19 protein-coding genes and 1 other RNA gene are annotated in these 18142 nt (G+C 58.4%); 16 read left to right on the top strand and 4 right to left on the bottom strand.

Annotation, left to right across the window (positions count from 1 at the left end; translation table 11 throughout):
- The first annotated feature begins 398 nt into the window (after positions 1–398).
- From rplM to ALQ04_RS17770, 7 genes are all read left to right on the top strand, one after another.
- On the top strand, positions 399–827 hold the full coding sequence (gene rplM / locus ALQ04_RS17800; RefSeq protein WP_025261754.1) for a 50S ribosomal protein L13: 429 nt from the start codon (positions 399–401) through the stop codon (positions 825–827).
- Positions 828–841: 14 nt separating this feature from the next.
- Positions 842–1234 (top strand): 30S ribosomal protein S9, encoded by a 393-nt coding sequence (gene rpsI, locus ALQ04_RS17795; protein WP_025261753.1) that lies wholly within the window; start codon positions 842–844, stop codon positions 1232–1234.
- Between the two features lie 252 nt (positions 1235–1486).
- Positions 1487–2080: a ubiquinol-cytochrome c reductase iron-sulfur subunit gene (gene petA / locus ALQ04_RS17790; RefSeq protein WP_122317061.1), complete on the top strand. Its 594-nt coding sequence runs from the start codon at positions 1487–1489 to the stop codon at positions 2078–2080.
- Positions 2080–3291: a cytochrome bc complex cytochrome b subunit gene (locus tag ALQ04_RS17785; protein ID WP_122317060.1), complete on the top strand. Its 1212-nt coding sequence runs from the start codon at positions 2080–2082 to the stop codon at positions 3289–3291. The genes petA and ALQ04_RS17785 overlap by 1 nt, the downstream gene beginning before the upstream one ends.
- The gene (locus ALQ04_RS17780) at positions 3291–4073 is read left to right on the top strand and encodes a cytochrome c1 (RefSeq protein WP_122317059.1); all 783 of its coding nucleotides are present in this window, start codon (positions 3291–3293) and stop codon (positions 4071–4073) included. Before ALQ04_RS17785 ends, ALQ04_RS17780 begins: the two co-directional genes overlap by 1 nt.
- A gap of 227 nt (positions 4074–4300) precedes the next feature.
- Positions 4301–4918 carry a glutathione S-transferase N-terminal domain-containing protein gene (locus ALQ04_RS17775; protein ID WP_122317058.1) on the top strand — a complete coding sequence of 206 codons (618 nt, stop codon included), beginning with the start codon at positions 4301–4303 and terminating at the stop codon, positions 4916–4918.
- A 17-nt stretch (positions 4919–4935) separates the two neighbouring features.
- Positions 4936–5346, top strand: a complete 411-nt coding sequence (locus ALQ04_RS17770; RefSeq protein WP_122317057.1) for a ClpXP protease specificity-enhancing factor — start codon at positions 4936–4938, stop codon at positions 5344–5346.
- 46 nt (positions 5347–5392) lie between these two features.
- On the opposite strand, the gene ALQ04_RS17765 is transcribed toward ALQ04_RS17770, so the two are convergent.
- The 4 genes from ALQ04_RS17765 to ALQ04_RS17750 all read right to left on the bottom strand — a co-directional run bounded on the left by ALQ04_RS17765 (position 5393) and on the right by ALQ04_RS17750 (position 8912).
- Positions 5393–5971 carry a BON domain-containing protein gene (locus ALQ04_RS17765; protein ID WP_122317056.1) on the bottom strand — a complete coding sequence of 193 codons (579 nt, stop codon included), beginning with the start codon at positions 5969–5971 and terminating at the stop codon, positions 5393–5395.
- The gene (locus tag ALQ04_RS17760) at positions 5968–6561 is read right to left on the bottom strand and encodes a phosphoheptose isomerase (protein ID WP_122317055.1); all 594 of its coding nucleotides are present in this window, start codon (positions 6559–6561) and stop codon (positions 5968–5970) included. Before ALQ04_RS17760 ends, ALQ04_RS17765 begins: the two co-directional genes overlap by 4 nt.
- A 165-nt stretch (positions 6562–6726) precedes the next feature.
- Positions 6727–7098 carry a YraN family protein gene (locus tag ALQ04_RS17755; protein WP_409077273.1) on the bottom strand — a complete coding sequence of 124 codons (372 nt, stop codon included), beginning with the start codon at positions 7096–7098 and terminating at the stop codon, positions 6727–6729.
- A complete protein-coding gene (locus tag ALQ04_RS17750; protein WP_122317053.1) occupies positions 7098–8912 on the bottom strand; it encodes a penicillin-binding protein activator in 1815 nt (604 codons plus the stop codon). The genes ALQ04_RS17755 and ALQ04_RS17750 overlap by 1 nt, the downstream gene beginning before the upstream one ends.
- A 307-nt stretch (positions 8913–9219) precedes the next feature.
- Here ALQ04_RS17750 and rsmI point away from each other — a divergent pair, with 307 nt between their 5' ends.
- The 9 genes from rsmI (at position 9220) to mraY (ending at position 18139) form a co-directional block, all read left to right on the top strand.
- Entirely contained in the window at positions 9220–10062 is an 843-nt protein-coding gene (gene rsmI, locus ALQ04_RS17745) for a 16S rRNA (cytidine(1402)-2'-O)-methyltransferase (protein ID WP_183142212.1), read from the top strand.
- Positions 10063–10145: 83 nt separating this feature from the next.
- Positions 10146–10503, top strand: an RNA gene (gene rnpB, locus ALQ04_RS17740) — RNase P RNA component class A.
- A 308-nt stretch (positions 10504–10811) separates the two neighbouring features.
- The gene (gene mraZ, locus ALQ04_RS17735; protein ID WP_122317051.1) at positions 10812–11267 is read left to right on the top strand and encodes a division/cell wall cluster transcriptional repressor MraZ; all 456 of its coding nucleotides are present in this window, start codon (positions 10812–10814) and stop codon (positions 11265–11267) included.
- A 2-nt stretch (positions 11268–11269) separates the two neighbouring features.
- Positions 11270–12211: a 16S rRNA (cytosine(1402)-N(4))-methyltransferase RsmH gene (rsmH, locus tag ALQ04_RS17730; protein ID WP_122317050.1), complete on the top strand. Its 942-nt coding sequence runs from the start codon at positions 11270–11272 to the stop codon at positions 12209–12211.
- Complete coding sequence (gene ftsL / locus ALQ04_RS17725) at positions 12208–12501, top strand: cell division protein FtsL (RefSeq protein ID WP_122317049.1); 294 nt, start codon at positions 12208–12210, stop codon at positions 12499–12501. Before rsmH ends, ftsL begins: the two co-directional genes overlap by 4 nt.
- Positions 12501–14231, top strand: a complete 1731-nt coding sequence (locus ALQ04_RS17720) for a penicillin-binding protein 2 (protein ID WP_183142218.1) — start codon at positions 12501–12503, stop codon at positions 14229–14231. Before ftsL ends, ALQ04_RS17720 begins: the two co-directional genes overlap by 1 nt.
- Positions 14231–15694: a UDP-N-acetylmuramoyl-L-alanyl-D-glutamate--2,6-diaminopimelate ligase gene (locus ALQ04_RS17715; protein WP_122317047.1), complete on the top strand. Its 1464-nt coding sequence runs from the start codon at positions 14231–14233 to the stop codon at positions 15692–15694. Before ALQ04_RS17720 ends, ALQ04_RS17715 begins: the two co-directional genes overlap by 1 nt.
- Positions 15687–17054 (top strand): UDP-N-acetylmuramoyl-tripeptide--D-alanyl-D-alanine ligase, encoded by a 1368-nt coding sequence (gene murF / locus ALQ04_RS17710; RefSeq protein WP_122317046.1) that lies wholly within the window; start codon positions 15687–15689, stop codon positions 17052–17054. The genes ALQ04_RS17715 and murF overlap by 8 nt, the downstream gene beginning before the upstream one ends.
- Positions 17054–18139 carry a phospho-N-acetylmuramoyl-pentapeptide-transferase gene (gene mraY, locus ALQ04_RS17705; RefSeq protein WP_122317045.1) on the top strand — a complete coding sequence of 362 codons (1086 nt, stop codon included), beginning with the start codon at positions 17054–17056 and terminating at the stop codon, positions 18137–18139. The genes murF and mraY overlap by 1 nt, the downstream gene beginning before the upstream one ends.
- Positions 18140–18142: the final 3 nt, after the last annotated feature.

Raw genomic sequence — 18142 nt, 5'->3', positions numbered from 1 at the left:
TAACGCGCCGCAACGGGGCGCTTGGTTGAATCGGCATAATCTTTGTTCTTATAGGGAATAGTGGTCAAACAACGGCTGAATCGTCTTATTTTTTGACAGGTGTGTCCAGTCTCCATGGCGGTCTCTTGCAGGGCGGGAGCCCGCGATCTGCCGGCCAGGGCAATAAACCGCACGCGAGCCGAAAATCAGGGTTGAGGTTATTTTTTCAGCCTGTATAATCCGCCAGCTCTTTGCAGTGGAAGTGATGCGCCGTCTGCCGAAGAATCTTGCCGTATAACGGACGCGCTGACCCGAGCCCCCGATAGCGTCTGTTTCCGGCTGCCTTTGACTTGTCAAAGTACGCACTATTCAGTAAGATCCGCCGTCTCATTTTCAGGCGGCCCCTGAGGCTATAAAGAATGAAAACTTTTACTGCTAAACCGGAAACAGTTAAGCGCGACTGGTTCGTCGTCGACGCTGCTGGTCAGACCCTGGGTCGTCTGGCCACCGAAATCGCGAGCCGTCTGCGTGGCAAGCACAAACCGGAATACACTCCGCACGTCGATACCGGTGATTACATCGTCGTTATCAACGCTGAGCAAATCCGCGTTACCGGTGCTAAAGCTTCCGACAAGATTTACTACTCTCACTCCGGTTTTCCGGGCGGGATCAAATCGATCAACTTCGAAAAGCTGATCGATAAAGCTCCTGAGCGCGTGATCGAGACCGCGGTCAAAGGCATGCTGCCTAAGAACCCGCTGGGTCGCGACATGTATCGTAAGCTGAAAGTCTATGCGGGCGCTGTACACCCTCATACTGCTCAGCAGCCCCAAGAACTGAAGTTTTAACGGAATAGTTCATTATGTCGGCGACTCAAAATTACGGCACTGGCCGTCGCAAGACCGCAACCGCACGCGTTTTCCTGCGTCCGGGCACTGGTAACATCTCGATCAACAACCGTTCTCTGGACGTGTTCTTCGGCCGCGAAACTGCCCGCATGGTAGTTCGTCAGCCGCTGGAACTGACCGAAACCGTTGAAAAGTTCGACATCTACGTCACCGTTATCGGTGGCGGTGTAAGTGGTCAGGCTGGCGCAATCCGCCACGGTATCACTCGCGCTCTGATGCAATACGACGAAACTCTGCGTAGCGCCCTGCGTAAAGCCGGTTACGTTACTCGTGACGCTCGTGAAGTTGAACGTAAGAAAGTCGGTCTGCGTAAAGCGCGTAAGCGTCCGCAGTACTCGAAGCGTTAATTCGCACTTCGTTCAAAAAGAACGCCCAGCCTCTTCGGAGCTGGGCGTTTTTTTATGTCTGTTAAATAAGTGTGACAACGTGCCGCACAGCTGGAAGCCTTGATTTACAACGTTTCCTACTTTTCATGTGGTCTTATTTCCTTGTTTATTGAAGGGTTTTTATTTACCATCCGGCCAAATCTATAAACAGCTAGATTGAAAGTAAGTAGACGCCTGATTAAACAGGCCACATAGCTGATGGGAGAGGACGGAATGAGCAATGACGGCGTGAATGCAGGCCGGCGTCGCTTCCTCGTGGCAGCCACATCCGTGGTTGGTGCAGCAGGAGCGGTGGGGGCTGCGGTCCCGTTCGTGGGGTCATGGTTCCCCAGTGCCAAGGCGAAAGCCGCAGGGGCACCGGTCAAGGTGAATATCAGCAAGATTGAAGCAGGACAGCAGATGATTGCTGAATGGCGTGGTCAGCCGGTATTCATTGTTCGTCGTACCAAGGAGATCCTGGATAACCTCGGCAAGCTTACCGGCCAGTTATCCGATCCTGAGTCCAAGGCTTCTGTTCAGCCTTCGTATGTTGACCCTGTCGTTCGTTCGATCAAGCCGGAAATCCTGCTGCTGGTCGGCCTCTGTACGCATCTGGGGTGTTCACCAACCTTCCGTCCCGAAGTAGCGCCTGTCGATCTTGGCAAGGACTGGGTGGGAGGCTATTTCTGTCCTTGTCACGGCTCTCATTACGATTTGGCCGGTCGGGTCTACAAGTCGCAACCCGCCCCCTTGAATCTGCCAGTACCCCCGCATTCCTATGAGTCGGACAGTGTCATTGTCATTGGCGTCGATAAGGAGGGTGCGTGATGAGCAAGTTCATGGATTGGGTCGATGCTCGCTTCCCCGCGACAAAGATGTGGGAAGACCATCTCAGCAAATATTACGCTCCAAAGAATTTCAACTTCTTCTACTTCTTCGGTTCCCTGGCACTGCTGGTTCTGGTCAACCAGATCCTCACCGGCGTCTGGCTGACCATGAGCTACACGCCTTCGGCGGAAGAGGCATTCGCTTCGGTCGAATACATCATGCGTGATGTCGAGTACGGCGCGATCCTGCGTCTGCTGCACTCAACGGGCGCATCGGCGTTCTTTATCGTGGTTTACCTGCATATGTTCCGTGGCCTGCTCTACGGTTCGTATCAGAAACCGCGCGAGCTGGTCTGGGTGTTCGGCATGCTGATTTACCTGGCGCTGATGGCCGAGGCCTTCATGGGCTATCTGCTGCCCTGGGGGCAAATGTCCTACTGGGGTGCGCAGGTGATCATTTCGCTGTTCGGCGCTATCCCGGTGATCGGTGATGACCTCACCCAATGGATTCGTGGCGACTACCTGATTTCCGGGATCACCCTGAACCGCTTCTTCGCCCTGCACGTGGTCGCCCTGCCGATTGTGGTGCTTGGCCTGGTGGTGCTGCATATCCTGGCGCTGCACGAAGTGGGTTCCAATAACCCGGATGGCGTCGACATCAAGAAGCTCAAGGATGAAAACGGCATTCCTCTGGATGGCATTCCTTTCCATCCGTACTACACCGTGAAAGACATTGTCGGCGTGGTGGTGTTCCTGTTCGTCTTTTGTTCGATTGTATTCTTCTTCCCGGAAATGGGCGGCTATTTCCTCGAAAAGCCTAACTTCGAGCCGGCCAACGCCTTCAAGACACCGGAGCATATTGCTCCTGTCTGGTACTTCACGCCGTTCTACGCGATCTTGCGGGCGATCCCCGACAAGCTCATGGGTGTCATCGCCATGGGTGCGGCCATCGCGGTGCTGTTCGTGTTGCCGTGGCTCGACCGCAGTCCGGTCAAGTCGATGCGCTACAAGGGATGGATGAGCAAGGTCTGGCTGCTGCTGTTCTGCGTGGCCTTCGTGATTCTGGGCGTATTGGGTGTCCTGGCGCCAACTCCCGAGCGCACGCTGCTGTCGCAGGTCTGCACCTTTCTGTACTTCGCCTACTTCATTCTGATGCCGTTCTATACCCGGCTAGAGAAGACCAAACCGGTTCCAGAAAGGGTGACTGGCTGATGAAAAAGCTCTTTGCTGTATTGATTCTCGCGATTCTGCCTGTCTTGTCGTTCGCCGCCGAACATGGTGGTCCAGAGCTGGAAAAGGTTGATATCGACGTCTCCGACAAGGCCGCGATGCAGGATGGCGCACGGACGTTCGCCAACTACTGCATGGGCTGTCACAGCGCCCAGTACCAGCGCTATGAGCGGGTGGCCGATGACCTGGGCATTCCCCATGAGCTGATGCTGGAAAAGCTGGTGTTCACGGGAGCCAAGATCGGTGACCACATGAAGATCGGCATGCAGCCAAACGATGCCAAGACCTGGTTCGGTGCTGCGCCACCCGATCTGACACTGGTGGCACGTGTGCGTGGTACGGACTGGCTTTATGGCTATCTGCGCTCGTTCTACGAAGATCCGGCCCGGCCATGGGGAGTGAACAACAGGGTGTTTCCCAATGTCGGCATGCCCAACGTGCTGGTCGGGCTCCAGGGTCGTCAGGTTGTAGGCTGCAAGCAGGTGCAGGTCGTCGAGGAGGGCAAGAAGCAGTACGACCCGCTGACGGGTGCGCCGCTGACTCATGAGGCCTGCGATCAACTGACCATCGTGCCGAAAACCGGCAGTCTGAACCCGGAACAGTTCGATGAGAAGATCAAGAATCTGGTGACCTTTCTGGCCTATTCAGCCAATCCGGTTAAACTGCAGCATCAGCGCATAGGCGCTTATGTGTTGCTTTATCTGGCCTTCTTCTTTGTCTTCGCTTATCTGCTCAAGCGTGAATACTGGAAGGATGTTCATTGATCGAGCTGTAGCTTCGCCCTGACACAAGCGCTCCAGTGGCGTCTCCATTCGGATAGTGATTGCGAGGCGGGTATAGTGGCGGCGCAAGATTGCAGAATTTACTTCGCGTAAATGAGCTATCTTGTCGCCCGCGACGACGACCTGTCTTTGCGCGGTCATAATCGGGGGCACCACTGGGGCGCGTTCGTTTGTCTGCCTATAAATATTAACAAGCGAGGAGGATCGCCATGGGCGTGACCAATCGGTTGGCCTGTTACTCCGACCCCGCCGACCACTATTCCCATCGCGTGCGCATCGTGCTCGCTGAGAAGGGTGTAAGCGCCGAGATCATCGATGTTGTTGCGGGCCGTCATCCGCCTCAGCTCATCGAAGTGAATCCGTATGGCAGCGTGCCAACCCTGGTTGATCGTGACCTGGCGTTGTACGAGTCTACGGTGGTGATGGAATATCTGGATGAGCGTTACCCGCACCCGCCCTTGCTGCCGGTTTACCCTGTGGCGCGTGCCAACAGTCGCCTGTTGATCCATCGGATTCAGCGTGACTGGTGTGGTCTTGTGGATCTGATTCTGGATTCGCGGACCAAGGAATCTGCCCGTGTCCAGGCGCGCAAGGAATTGCGTGAAAGTCTGACCGGGGTTTCACCGTTGTTTGCGGAAAAAGCTTTTTTCCTCAGTGACGAGCAAAGCCTCGTCGATTGCTGTCTACTGCCCATACTCTGGCGTTTGCCGATCTTGGGTATCGAATTGCCACGGCCTGCCAAGCCGTTGCTTGATTACATGGAGCGCCAATTTGCGCGCGAGGCATTTCAGGCGAGTCTGTCTGCAGCCGAACGTGAGATGCGCTAAGGCTTAAGGAGCCGTTGATGAACTCCAGTCGCCCTTATCTGATTCGTGCTCTCTATGAGTGGATCGTCGATAACGATTGCACACCGCATATATTGGTCAATGCGGAATACCCGTCGGTGCAGATCCCTCAGGGTTTTGCCAATGACGGACAAATTGTCCTGAACGTTTCGCCCAGTGCCGTACGTCATTTGCATATGGATAACGACGCGGTCAGCTTTGAAGGCCGTTTCGGCGGTGTACCGCATACCTTGTATGTGCCTATCGGTGCCATTCTGGGGATTTATGCCCGGGAAAATGGACAGGGCATGGTGTTCGATCTGGAGCCTCCGATGGAAGAGGAAGAGATCGAACAGGAAGAGGATGCGCCGCCACCGGACAGTGAGCCACCGCGCCCGAGCGGCAGGCCAAGTCTGAAAGTAGTGAAATGAAAAAAGGCGATCCGGATGGATCGCCTTTTTTCATGCCGTTCGGTTATCAGTCGATGTACTCGAACAGCTTGACGATTTTCTGCACGCCGGAGACGCCCTGCACCAGGTTGGTGGCGCGATTGGCTTCAGCCTGGGTGAGCAGGCCGAGCATGAAGACGATGCCGTTTTCGGTAACGATCTTGATGCGCGAGCCGGGGATGGAGTTATCTGCCAGCATCTGGGTCTTGATCTTGGTCGTCAGCCAGGCATCGTTGTTGCGCGCCAGCAGAGACGAAGGCTCCATGACCTGCAGTTCGTTATTGACCTTCTTGACTCGCTGCACGGAGCTGGCGGCCTGTTCGGCAATGGCCTTGAGGTCGGCGCGAGGCGTCTGGCCGGCAAGCAGCACGATGCCGTTGAAGCTGGTGACGACAATGTGCGAGCCTTCGGCCAGGTCGGGGTTGGCCTTGGAGATGTTTACGGCGGCCTTGGTTTCGATGAGCGAGTCATCGATCTTGCTGCCGAAAGTCCTTGTTCCTCGGTCGTCCTCAATCGGATTGTCACGTGTAGCGGTCAGAACCGAGCTGCATCCACTGATGGCGAGGCACAGTGTCAGGGCCAGTAGGCTGAGGCGATTAGGGGTCATTCTTCACTCCCGAACAGTTGGCTGTCGATCAGATCGCAAAGGCAATGGATCGCCAGCAGATGGACTTCTTGTATGCGTGCCGTGACATTGGCCGGGACGCGGATTTCCACGTCTTCGGGCAATAATAGCGATGCCATGTCGCCACCGTCGCGTCCCGTCAATGCTACGACAATCATTTCACGATCATGTGCGGCCTGGATGGCTTGAATAATGTTCGCCGAGTTACCACTGGTGGAAATGGCCAGCAGTACGTCACCGGGTTGACCAAGGGCTCTGATCTGTTTGGAAAAGATTTCGTTGTAGCTGTAATCGTTGGCGATCGAGGTAATCGTCGAGCTGTCGGTGGTCAGGGCGATAGCCGGCAGACTCGGTCTTTCGCGCTCGAAGCGATTGAGCAGTTCGGAGGAGAAGTGCTGCGCATCGCCCGCCGAGCCGCCGTTACCGCAGGAAAGCATTTTGCCTTCGTTGAGCAGGGCGTTGACCATGACCTGGCTGGCCTGCTCGATAAAGGGTGCAAGGACGTCCATCGCCTGTTGCTTGGTATCGATGCTGGCCTGGAAAAGCCGGCGAATTCGGGATTGCATGTCCATCAATGTGACCTTAATGAGAGCGTACGGCGGCTGGTCGAGGGCTCTCCGGGTGTTCCCGGCGGCTCCCCGCACACTGAATGTGCAGCCCGCAAAACAAATAGCAAAGGTAATAAAGGGTGTTGCTGCGCGTCAGAGTGATTGCCCGGGCCTGTGCCACTGGGCAAATCAGCTGTCGAATGCGCTCTTGAGCCACTTCATGGGGGCGGCCTTGCCAGGATCGCCATCGACAGCGATCACGTCGAAACGGCAGGTATAATCGGCCCAGTGTGATTCTTGTTGCAGAAACAGTTGTGCCGCAATGATCAGCTTTTCCTGTTTACGAAAATCGACGCTTTCCATGGCTCCACCCCAGCCTGAATGGCGGCGGTAGCGAACTTCGACGAATACTACTGTATCGCCGTCGAGCATGACTAGATCAAGCTCGCCGCGTTTACATGACCAGTTTTGAGTAATCAGGCGCAGGCCTTGCTGCTGCAGATACAGCAGGGCGCTGGCTTCTGCCTCGCGCCCTGCCTGTTGCCGGGTGTTGCCTGTTATCAAGGAGCGGTGTCCGGCAGGCGCTGGACCTTGCCATCGACGAACTCTGCCCATGGCAGTTGACGCTCGACACGGCGGCCCGGGCTCATGCTCAGGCTGCCCGAGAGACCGTCGATGCGGCTTTCAGGCAAGGCCTTGAGCTGGCCAAGGCGCGGCGCCAGGCGATAGGCGTCGATGCCCATGGCGTAGAGGCGGCCAAGGCTGCCGGATGCTTGTGGCCACTGGGCGGTAACCTGCTGGCGCAGAGGATCGTTGGCATTGAGCAGCCACGGGGTTTCGCAGAAGCGTACGCCGTTCAGGTCCAGGTACTGGGCCTGATCGTTGCTGTTGGTGAACAGGTGGGACGTTGCGTAGACCGGAACGTCGCCTGCGTACTGGAATACCATGGTCGGCTTGATTTGCTGGGCCTGCTGAGGCGTTGCGGCCAGGAACATGAAGTCGATGTCCTGGCGGCGGGTCGGCTGGGCGGCGACTTGCGAACCAACCGTGCTTTGCAGGCGCTGGGCGCGGCCTTCGCTGTTGCGCAACTGGAACAGATCGGCAACCTGCTGGGCGAGGGCCACAGGCTGGTCTACGTGCTCGGCGGCGATCAGTTTGCCGCCCTTGGCTTGCCAGCTTTTACGGAAGGCATCCAGTACGCGATCGCCCCATTCGCCTTTCGGCACCATGGCAACGGCGCTGCGTTTGCCGTCTGCCCAGGCGCGACGCGCCACTTCGCGGGCTTCGTCTTCGGCAGCGAGGCCGAACTGGAACAGCTGTGCCGGACCTTCGGTGTTGGAGTCGCTGTAGTTCAGGGCCAGCGTGGTAATAGGCAGTTGTTCGCGGCCGTTCAGTTGTTTGACCAGATTCTTTTCCAGTGGACCAACCACTAGCTGCGCGCCGGCAGCCTTGGCCTGGCGGTAGAACTCATCCATCGAGGTGATGCGCGAGCTGTCGAAGACCTGGATGGCCGGCGGGTTCTGGCCGGCTTGCTGAGCCTGATAATGCGCGGCCATGAAGCCTTCGCGCAGCGCCTTGGCGACCGAAGCCAGCTGGCCGTCCTGTGGCAGCAGCAGGGCGATCTTGGTCAGCGGCTCGCTGGTCAGGGCGCGCAGTTGGGCGAGGGTGGTCGGCAGTTGTCTGGCAGCCGGGTGTTGCGGGTTCTGGGCTTTCCAGGTGTCGATGGCCGCCTGTTGTTGCTCCAGCGTGCCGGCGCCCTTGACCGAGCGGGCCAGATTCAGCCAGCCGCCCATATCGTCAGTTGCGGTGCTTTGCAGTTGATCGGCAGGCAGCGCGGCGACCAGTGCCCAGATGGCATCGTTGTTGGCGCTGGCGTCGTTACCTTGCAGCAACGGACCGGCAAATACGCGCTCGCGGGCGGCAGCCAGGGTCTGGCCATCGGCCTCAAGGGCGCGGGCACGAACGGTGTGGGTGCGCACTTGCTGCTCCACCGACAGCTCGCCAAGGCGTTGCAGGCTCGGATGGTCCAGTGCGGTCAGCGCCGCCTTTGGCTGGTTGCGGCCCATGGCCAGTTCGGCCGCCAGGGTGCTGGCGAAGACTTGCAGGCCGGGTTTCAGTTGATCCAGTGGTACCTGGGCGAGAATCTGCGCCGCACGGCCAGGGTTGTTCTGGCGATTCGCCAGATCCGCAGCGCTCAGGCGCAATGGCGCGGCCTGATCCGGCGTCTTGGCGGCCGCAGCCTGGTCGAGCAATTGCTCGATGCTGGCGTCGGGAGTGCGAGGAAGCTCACCAAGACTGGATGAGGGCGAGCTGGCACAGGCTGCAAGCAGGGCAGCGAGGCAGAGGGCAGAGAACAGCCGCAGGCAGGCGATCATTTGATGTGTTCCTGATACTCAAGCAAGTTAGCGGGGAATTGTACCCAAGCACTGGCCGGGGTGCGACTTCGATGGTGTCGAAAGCAGTGATATTGGTCGTGTCATGGCCTTCTATCGGCCAATACACCTGAATCGAGAGTGTTTCAGCATCTTGCGGCGCTGCAGAATCATGGCATTCCTTCCTTTTTTGTATTCATCCCTGAACGTGATACACCATTGGTCAGGTTCGTAGTCTGTACAATGCGGTTTTTCAAACATCAAAAATGAGGTCTGCGCTTTGACTGCTCCGCTTGTTTCGAATTCCACCATGGGTTCGCTTTATGTAGTCGCGACGCCTATCGGCAATCTGGATGACATGAGCGTGCGGGCCTTGAAAGTGCTGCGCGAAGTGGCGTTGATAGCAGCAGAGGATACGCGTCACTCGTCACGCCTGATGCAGCATTTTGGAATATCCACGCCTCTGGCTGCCTGCCATGAACATAACGAGCGCGACGAAGGTAGTCGTTTTATCACCCGCTTGCTGGCCGGTGATGATGTTGCACTGATCTCCGATGCCGGCACGCCGCTGATCTCCGATCCGGGCTATCACCTGGTCAGGCAGGCGCGAGCGGCCGGTGTGCAGGTTGTTCCCGTGCCGGGTGCCTGCGCATTGATCGCGGCGCTGTCGGCTGCCGGGCTGCCTTCAGATCGTTTCATCTTTGAAGGGTTTCTGCCGGCCAAGGCGGTCGGGCGCAAGACTCGGCTTGAAGTGCTGCGCGAAGAGCCGCGTACGCTGATCTTCTATGAAGCGCCGCACCGGATTCTCGAATGCCTTCAGGACATGGAGGAGGTTTTCGGTCCCGAGCGGCCTGCATTGCTGGCGCGCGAACTGACCAAGACCTTTGAAACACTCAAGGGATTGCCGCTGGCTGAGTTGCGGGCTTTTGTCGAAGCCGACAGTAATCAGCAGCGTGGCGAATGCGTGGTGCTGGTCGCCGGATGGACTCCGCCGCAGGACGAGGACGTGATTGGCGCAGAGGCGCGCAGGGTGCTGGATCTGTTGCTGGAAGAAATGCCGCTCAAGCGGGCCGCTGCACTTGCCGCCGAAATTACCGGTGTGCGCAAGAACCTGCTTTACCAGGTCGCGTTGGAGAAGCAGAAGGGTCAATAAGTTCCATTCGGTGCGACGAATGCGCGTGTATGGGGCTTTTAATGCTTGTTCTTGAGGCCTCGTACCGCTAACCTTGGCGGCGGAGAGTCGATTGGACAGTCGCTGCCTCTTGTTGTTTCGCAACAAGGGGGGGAGGAAAGTCCGGGCTCCATAGGGCGGAGTGCCAGGTAACGCCTGGGAGGCGCGAGCCTACGGAAAGTGCCACAGAAAATAACCGCCTAAGCACTTCGGTGCCGGTAAGGGTGAAAAGGTGCGGTAAGAGCGCACCGCACGTCTGGCAACAGGTCGTGGCAAGGTAAACCCCACTCGGAGCAAGACCAAATAGGGTTCCTAGGCGTGGCCCGCGCTGGAACCGGGTAGGTTGCTAAAGACGTCCAGTGATGGCCGTCGTAGAGGAATGACTGTCCTCGACAGAACCCGGCTTACAGATCGACTCTCCACCTTTTTTTCCTACTGCTGATAAGCAGTAGTTTTTCCCTTCCGTAATGCCAAAAAATTCTTACACTTAATAAATTACTTTAACTTCTGCCTGCAACCTTTTGGGCGGCTTGGTGTTTGCCCGTCAAAATCCGCGAAAATTTATCTCTCCTCCTCCAATACCACTCCTAAATCTCCGAAATGTAAGGGGTTTCCTTAAGACCGTGCCTTGACGGTGTGGTGGGCGCATTCCTATAGTGTGCGCAAGTGGCAGAAAGTGGCACGAAGTGGGTTTTTTTAGCGCGAAAAGATAAAATTCGGAGAGTGCGCCTGTGTTTCGTGGTGCCAACGCAATCAATCTCGATGCCAAGGGTCGTCTCGCCATGCCGAGCCGGTACCGTGACGAGTTGGATTCGCGTAGCTCCGGCCAGATGATCGTGACCATTGATGCCGTTGACCCCTGCTTGTGTCTTTATCCGCTGTCCGAGTGGGAACTGATTGAAGCGAAACTTCGTGAGCTCGCGACCTTTCGCGAGGAAAACCGCCGGTTGCAGCGGCTTTTGATTGGTAATGCAGTGGATCTGGAGCTTGACGGCAGTGGGCGTTTTCTGGTGCCGCCGCGTCTTCGTGAATATGCCAAGTTGGATAAGCGTGTGATGTTGGTTGGACAGCTTAATAAGTTTCAACTGTGGGACGAGGATGCCTGGAACGCTCTTGCCGATGCCGACCTTGCAGCCATTCAAAAACCTGGCGCGATGCCTGATGAATTACGTGACCTGATCCTGTGACTATGAACAGCAGTTTTACCCACATCACCGTACTGCTCGAAGAAGCCGTCGAGGCTCTCGCTGTGCGCGCCGATGGCTGCTATCTGGACGGCACATTCGGTCGTGGCGGACATAGTCGCCTGATATTGCAGCATCTGGGGCCGGATGGCCGTTTGCTGGGGTTTGACAAGGACCCTCAAGCGATTGCCACGGGGCAAGCGCTGGCGGCCGAAGACGGCCGCTTTGTCATTGTGCAGAGAAGCTTTGCCGAAATGGGCTCGGAGGCTCAGGAACGCGGCTTGTCAGGCAAGGTCAGCGGTATCCTGCTCGACCTGGGCGTTTCTTCGCCACAACTGGATGATCCGGAGCGTGGCTTCAGTTTCATGAATGATGGCCCGCTGGATATGCGCATGGACCCGACTCGCGGCGTGAGCGCTGCCGAGTTCATCGCCACCGCTCCCGCCGAGGAGATCGCCAGGGTTTTCAAGGAATACGGTGAAGAGCGTTTCGCCCGGCGCATGGCCAATGCCGTGGTCGCACGTCGCGAAATCCAGCCTTTCGAGCGCACGGCCGATCTCGCCGAAGTGCTCAAGGTCGCCAACCCCGCCTGGGAAAAGGGCAAGAATCCTGCGACGCGCGCCTTTCAGGGCCTGCGTATTCACGTCAACAACGAACTGGGTGATCTGGAAGCCGGCCTTGAGGCTGCACTGGATAACCTGGAAATCGGCGGTCGTCTGGTGGTCATCAGCTTCCATTCCCTGGAAGACCGTATCGTCAAGTTGTTCATGCGCAAGCTCGTCAAGGGCGAGGCAGACAACATGCCGCGTAACCTGCCGATCCAGTTCAAGGCCTTCGAGCCGAAAATCAGACTCATTGGCAAGGCACAGTTCGCCTCGGATGAAGAAACCAGAGCCAATCCACGCTCGCGCAGCGCTGTCATGCGCGTGGCGGAGAAGCTCAGGTGAGCCGTCTGTTCCTCAAGCCATTGCCCGGCGGCAGTTTCATAATGTTGCTGCTGTTCATTGGCGTCCTGGTTTCGGCAATCGGTGTGTCCTACAGCGCCCACTGGAACCGGCAATTGCTTAACTCCCTGTACTCGGAAATGAGCGTGCGCGACAAGGCGCAGGCCGAGTGGGGGCGCCTGATTCTCGAGCAGAGTACCTGGACGGCCCACAGCCGCATCGAGAACCTGGCTTCCGAACAGTTGAAAATGCGTATCCCCAACGCCGCCGAAGTACGGATGGTGGCGCCATGATGAAACTTGAGGGTGCGCTGTATCCATGGCGGTTCCGCGTAGTGGTGGGACTGCTTGTCGTCCTGGTGCTCGCCATCTGCTGGCGCATCATCGATCTGCAGGTCATCGATCACACCTTTCTCAAGGAGCAGGGTGATGCGCGCAGCCTCCGTCATATCCCGATCCCGGCTCACCGTGGCCTGATCACCGACCGCAATGGCGAGCCGCTGGCCGTCAGTACGCCGGTGACCACGCTGTGGGCCAACCCGCGTGAAATGCAGCAGGACAAGACCAAGTGGTCGATTCTGGCTGCCGCTCTGGGTCAGGACCTCAAGGCCATGACCGAGCGCCTGGATTCCCAGGCCACCAAGGAATTCATTTATCTGGTCCGCGGCCTGACACCTGAGCAAGGGCAGGCGGTGCTGGACCTGAAAGTACCGGGCGTCTATGGCATCGAGGAGTTCCGGCGCTTCTATCCGGCCGGTGACGTAACCGCACACATGGTGGGTTTCACCGACCTCGATGACCACGGTCGTGAGGGTGTCGAACTTGCCTATGACGACTGGCTCGCCGGAGTTCCCGGCAAGCGACAGGTGATCAAGGATCGCAGGGGACGACTGATCAAGGACGTCCAGGTAACCAAGAACGCCAAGGCCGGCAAGACCTTGGCTTTGTCTATTGATCTGCGTCTGCAATATCTGGCTACTCGTGAGTTGCGCAACGCCATTGTAGAGAACGAAGCCAAGGCCGGTAGCCTGGTTATCATGGACGTGAAGACCGGCGAAGTCCTGGCCATGGTCAACCAGCCGACCTACAACCCTAACAACCGCCGCACCATGGTGCCTGCGGCCATGCGCAACCGGGCAATCATCGACGTGTTCGAGCCCGGTTCGACCATGAAGCCGATTTCCATGACCACGGCGCTGGACAGCGGACGCTGGAAGCCGACCGACAAGGTCGAGGTCTATCCGGGTACCTTGCAGATCGGCAAATACACCATTCGCGACGTAACCAAGACCGAAGGGCCGGTCCTCGACCTGACCGGCATCCTGATCAACTCCAGTAACGTGGGCATGAGCAAGATTGCCTTCGACGTGGGCGGTGAAGCGATCTTCCGCACCATGCAGCGCGTCGGTTTCGGCCAGTACACAGGCCTTGGATTCCCGGGCGAGCGCGTGGGCAACCTGCCGAACTATCGCGAGTGGCGCAAGGCCGAAACCGCAACCCTGTCCTATGGCTACGGGCTGTCGGTGACCGCCTTGCAACTGGTGCATGCCTACGGCGCGCTGGCCAACAATGGCCGGATCGTGCCGCTGACCATTCTGAAAAGCGATACGCCGCCGACCGCGGTGCAGGCCATTCCGGAAAACACTGCCAAGACCCTGCAGGGCATGTTGCAGCAAGTGATCGAAGACCCGCGTGGCGTTTATCGCGCCCGGGTGCCGTCGTATCACGTCGGTGGCAAGAGTGGTACTGCGCGCAAGACTTCCATTGGCACCAAGGGATACGCGGAAAACTCCTACCGCTCCCTGTTCGCCGGTTTTGGCCCGATGAGTAACCCGCGCTACGCGATCGTCGTTGTGATCGACGAACCGAGCAAGGGTGGCTATTTCGGTGGTCTGGTTTCTGCCCCGGTATTCAGCAAGGTCATGTCCGGCACGTTGCGTTTGATGAACGTGACGCCTGACAACCTCGCGGTTCCGCAAGAGCAGGTCAATGTTGCCCCTGTAGTGAAAGGAGGGCGTGGCTGATGGCTTTCAATCTGAGCAAGATTTTCGCTCAAACCGACCGCGATCCCCTGATTCGCGAGTTGACCCTCGACAGTCGTAGTGTCCGGCCGGGGGATCTGTTCCTCGCCGTGCCCGGCATCAAGCTCGATGGTCGTGACCATATTGCCGATGCCCTGCAACGCGGTGCGGCGGCGGTGGCTTATGAAGTCGAAGGTGCCAAGGTACTGCCGATCACCGACGTGCCATTGATTCCGGTCAAGGGCCTGGCTGCGCAACTGTCCGATATCGCCGGGCGCTTCTATGGCGAGCCGAGCCGTCGACTGAATCTGGTCGGCGTGACTGGCACCAACGGCAAGACCAGTGTCACGCAACTGGTTGCCCAGGCACTCGATCTGCTGGGTCAGCATTGCGGCATCGTTGGCACCCTGGGGACCGGTTTCTATGGCTCCCTGCAAAGCGGTCGCCACACAACGCCCGATCCGATTTCCGTACAGGCGATCATCGCCGACCTGAAAAAGGCCGGTGCCCGCGCCGTGGCGATGGAAGTATCGTCCCATGGCCTGGAGCAGGGGCGCGTCGCCGCGCTGGATTTCGATGTTGCGGTGCTGACCAATCTGTCCCGCGATCATCTGGATTACCACGGCACGATGCAGGCCTATGGCGCAGCCAAGGCCAGGCTTTTTGCATGGCCGGATCTGCGTTGCCGGGTCATCAACCTGGACGACGAATTCGGTCGTGAACTGATAGAGACCAAGCACCAGTCGCGGCTCATCACTTACAGCCTGCAAGACAAGAGCGCATCGCTGTATTGCCGTGATGCCAGGTTCGACGACGATGGCGTGCGCGCCACGCTGGTCACGGCGCAAGGCGAGCACCTGCTGCGCAGCCGCCTGCTGGGCCGTTTCAACCTGAGCAACGTGCTGGCTGCAATTGGTGCCTTGCTCGGTCTGGAATACGCGCTGGACGAAATTCTCAAGGTCTTGCCCAAGCTGGAAGGTCCGGTCGGACGCATGCAGCGCCTGGGCGGTGCCGACAAACCTCTGGTAGTGGTCGATTACGCGCACACGCCCGATGCCCTTGAGCAGGTTCTTCATGCCTTGCGCCCGCATGCTCAGGGCCGTTTGCTGTGCCTGTTCGGTTGTGGCGGTGATCGTGACCGTGGCAAGCGCCCGCTGATGGCCGAAGTGGTCGAGCGCCTTGCCGATGGCGTGTGGGTGACGGACGACAATCCGCGTACCGAAGCCGCGACCCGAATCTTCGATGATATTCGTCCGGGCTTCGTTGCCCCGGAAGCTGTGCATTTCGTGGAAGGCCGTGGTCAGGCGATTGCCGAGCTGATTGCCAGTGCCGCCGCGACCGATGTAGTGGTTCTGGCTGGCAAGGGCCATGAGGACTATCAGGAAATCGACGGTCAGCGCCATGCGTTCTCCGATCTGGACGAGGCTGCCAAAGCCCTTGTTGCATGGGAGCTCGCGCATGCTTAAAGCCCTGAGCTTCAGCGAACTGGTCGCGCCACTCGATGCACGTCGGGTAGGCGATTGCAGCTTTACCGGTGTGAGCACCGATAGCCGTGGCATTCAGCCGGGTCAGTTGTTCGTTGCCCTGACCGGGCCGCGTTTCGATGGCCATGAGTATCTGGATCAGGTTGCCGCCAAAGGCGCCGTGGGTGCTCTGGTCGAGCGCGAAGTGGAAGGTTCAAGCCTGCCGCAACTGGTCGTGCTCGATACCCGCAAGGCTTTGGCGCAACTGGGTGCGATCAATCGCAATGCTTTTGTCGACCGGCCGGTTGCCGCCATCACCGGCTCCAGTGGCAAGACCACGGTCAAGGAAATGCTGGCCAGCATCATGCGCACGCGCGGACCGGTTCTGGCCACCCGTGGCAACCTGAACAACGAATTGGGCGTGCCGCTGACCCTGCTGGAACTGGCGCCTGAATATTCGTCGGCGGTCATTGAGCTGGGCGCCTCCCGCGTCGGCGAAATCGCCTTCACGGTCAGTCTGGCAAAGCCTCATGTCGCTTTGATTACCAATGCCGGGACTGCCCATGTCGGTGAGTTCGGTGGTCCGGACCGAATCGTCGAAGCCAAGGGCGAAATTCTCGAAGGGCTCGATGCCAGCGGCGTTGCGGTCCTGAATCTGGAGGACAAGGCTTTCCCGATCTGGCGCGCCCGCGTCGGTGAGCGAAAAATCGTCAGCTTTGCCTTTGCCGACGCATTGGCCGATCTGTACGCCAGCGACCTGGGGCGCGATGCCCGTGGTTGCCCGAATTTCATGCTGCACAGCCCGTCCGGCTCTGCGCGGGTGCAACTGAACCTGCTCGGCAAGCACAACGTGAGCAATGCGCTGGCGGCTGCGGCTGCGGCCCATGCGCTGGGCGTTGGTCTGGAAGGCATCGTTACCGGCCTGAACAATGTACAGCCGGTCAAGGGGCGCACGGTTGCACAGATCGCCAGCAATGGCGTGCGGGTAATCGATGACACCTACAACGCCAACCCTTCGTCGATCAATGCCGCCGTCGATCTGCTTTCCGATTTTCCGGGCCGTACGGTTCTGGTGCTGGGCGATATCGGCGAGCTGGGCGAATGGGCCGAGCAAGGTCACCACGACGTGGGCGCCTATGCCGCCGGCAAGGTTTCGGCACTGTATGCCGTTGGTCCGCTGATGGTTCACGCTGCCAATGCCTTCGGCGAGCATGCGCGCCATTTTGCCAGTCAGGCCGACCTGATTGCGGCGCTGGGCGCCGAGCAAGACCCCAATACCACTTTATTGATCAAGGGTTCGCGTAGTGCCGCGATGGAAAACATCGTGGCTGCCTTATGCGGTTCTAGCCTGGAGAAACATTGATGCTGCTGCTGTTGGCCGAGTTTTTACAACAGTTCTACAAAGGCTTTGCGGTCTTCCAATACCTGACCTTGCGCGGGATTCTCGGCGTGCTTACGGCCTTGACCCTGTCGCTGTGGCTGGGCCCGTGGATGATTCGTACCCTGCAGCTTCGCCAGATTGGCCAGGCCGTGCGTAACGATGGTCCGCAATCGCATCTTTCCAAGTCCGGCACCCCGACCATGGGCGGCGCCCTGATCCTGTCGTCCATTGGCATCAGTACCTTGCTGTGGGCTGACCTGAGCAACCGCTATGTCTGGGTGGTCCTGCTGGTCACGCTGCTGTTCGGTGCCATTGGCTGGGTCGATGACTACCGCAAGGTGATCGAAAAGAACTCGCGTGGCCTGCCGAGCCGCTGGAAATATTTCTGGCAGTCGGTGTTCGGTCTGTGTGCCGCGATCTTCCTTTATACGACTGCGTCCTCGCCGACCGAAACCACCTTGATCGTGCCGATGCTCAAGGATGTGCGCATCCAGCTGGGCATGGTCGGTTTCATCGTGCTGACCTATTTCGTCATCGTCGGCTCCAGCAACGCTGTCAACCTGACCGATGGCCTGGATGGTCTGGCCATCATGCCGACCGTGATGGTCGGCGGTGCGCTGGGTATCTTCTGCTACCTGTCGGGTAACGTGAAATTTGCCGAATACCTGCTGATTCCCTATGTACCGGGCGCGGGCGAACTGATCGTGTTCTCCGGTGCGCTGATCGGCGCGGGGCTCGGATTCCTGTGGTTCAACACATACCCGGCCCAGGTCTTCATGGGCGATGTCGGTGCCCTGGCACTGGGCGCGGCGCTGGGCACCATGGCCGTGATCGTCCGTCAGGAAATGGTCCTGTTCATCATGGGCGGCGTGTTTGTGATGGAAACCCTTTCAGTGGTCATTCAGGTCGCTTCATTCAAGCTGACCGGTCGCCGTGTGTTCCGCATGGCGCCCATCCACCACCACTTTGAACTCAAGGGCTGGCCGGAGCCACGTGTGATCGTCCGTTTCTGGATCATCACCGTGATTCTGGTGCTGATCGGCCTTGCAACGCTGAAACTGAGGTAGACC

Origin of the sequence: Pseudomonas cichorii (assembly GCF_003700275.1) — a bacterium.
GTDB lineage: Bacteria > Pseudomonadota > Gammaproteobacteria > Pseudomonadales > Pseudomonadaceae > Aquipseudomonas > Aquipseudomonas cichorii_B.
The sequence above is the reverse complement of the archived record's forward strand: the minus strand, read 5'-3'. Positions and strand labels throughout refer to the sequence as shown.

Excerpts from the sequence above, each read along its gene's own strand:
- rplM (WP_025261754.1), top strand. The coding sequence starts at position 399 with ATGAAAACTTTTACTGCTAAACCGGAAACAGTTAAGCGCGACTGGTTC.
- ALQ04_RS17760 (WP_122317055.1), bottom strand. The coding sequence starts at position 6,561 with ATGGACATGCAATCCCGAATTCGCCGGCTTTTCCAGGCCAGCATCGAT.
- murF (WP_122317046.1), top strand. The coding sequence starts at position 15,687 with ATGCTTAAAGCCCTGAGCTTCAGCGAACTGGTCGCGCCACTCGATGCA.
- ALQ04_RS17775 (WP_122317058.1), top strand. The coding sequence starts at position 4,301 with ATGGGCGTGACCAATCGGTTGGCCTGTTACTCCGACCCCGCCGACCAC.
- ALQ04_RS17770 (WP_122317057.1), top strand. The coding sequence starts at position 4,936 with ATGAACTCCAGTCGCCCTTATCTGATTCGTGCTCTCTATGAGTGGATC.
- rpsI (WP_025261753.1), top strand. The coding sequence starts at position 842 with ATGTCGGCGACTCAAAATTACGGCACTGGCCGTCGCAAGACCGCAACC.
- mraY (WP_122317045.1), top strand. The coding sequence starts at position 17,054 with ATGCTGCTGCTGTTGGCCGAGTTTTTACAACAGTTCTACAAAGGCTTT.
- petA (WP_122317061.1), top strand. The coding sequence starts at position 1,487 with ATGAGCAATGACGGCGTGAATGCAGGCCGGCGTCGCTTCCTCGTGGCA.
- rsmH (WP_122317050.1), top strand. The coding sequence starts at position 11,270 with ATGAACAGCAGTTTTACCCACATCACCGTACTGCTCGAAGAAGCCGTC.
- ALQ04_RS17785 (WP_122317060.1), top strand. The coding sequence starts at position 2,080 with ATGAGCAAGTTCATGGATTGGGTCGATGCTCGCTTCCCCGCGACAAAG.
- ALQ04_RS17720 (WP_183142218.1), top strand. The coding sequence starts at position 12,501 with ATGAAACTTGAGGGTGCGCTGTATCCATGGCGGTTCCGCGTAGTGGTG.
- rsmI (WP_183142212.1), top strand. The coding sequence starts at position 9,220 with ATGGGTTCGCTTTATGTAGTCGCGACGCCTATCGGCAATCTGGATGAC.
- ALQ04_RS17715 (WP_122317047.1), top strand. The coding sequence starts at position 14,231 with ATGGCTTTCAATCTGAGCAAGATTTTCGCTCAAACCGACCGCGATCCC.
- ALQ04_RS17765 (WP_122317056.1), bottom strand. The coding sequence starts at position 5,971 with ATGACCCCTAATCGCCTCAGCCTACTGGCCCTGACACTGTGCCTCGCC.
- ALQ04_RS17780 (WP_122317059.1), top strand. The coding sequence starts at position 3,291 with ATGAAAAAGCTCTTTGCTGTATTGATTCTCGCGATTCTGCCTGTCTTG.
- ALQ04_RS17750 (WP_122317053.1), bottom strand. The coding sequence starts at position 8,912 with ATGATCGCCTGCCTGCGGCTGTTCTCTGCCCTCTGCCTCGCTGCCCTG.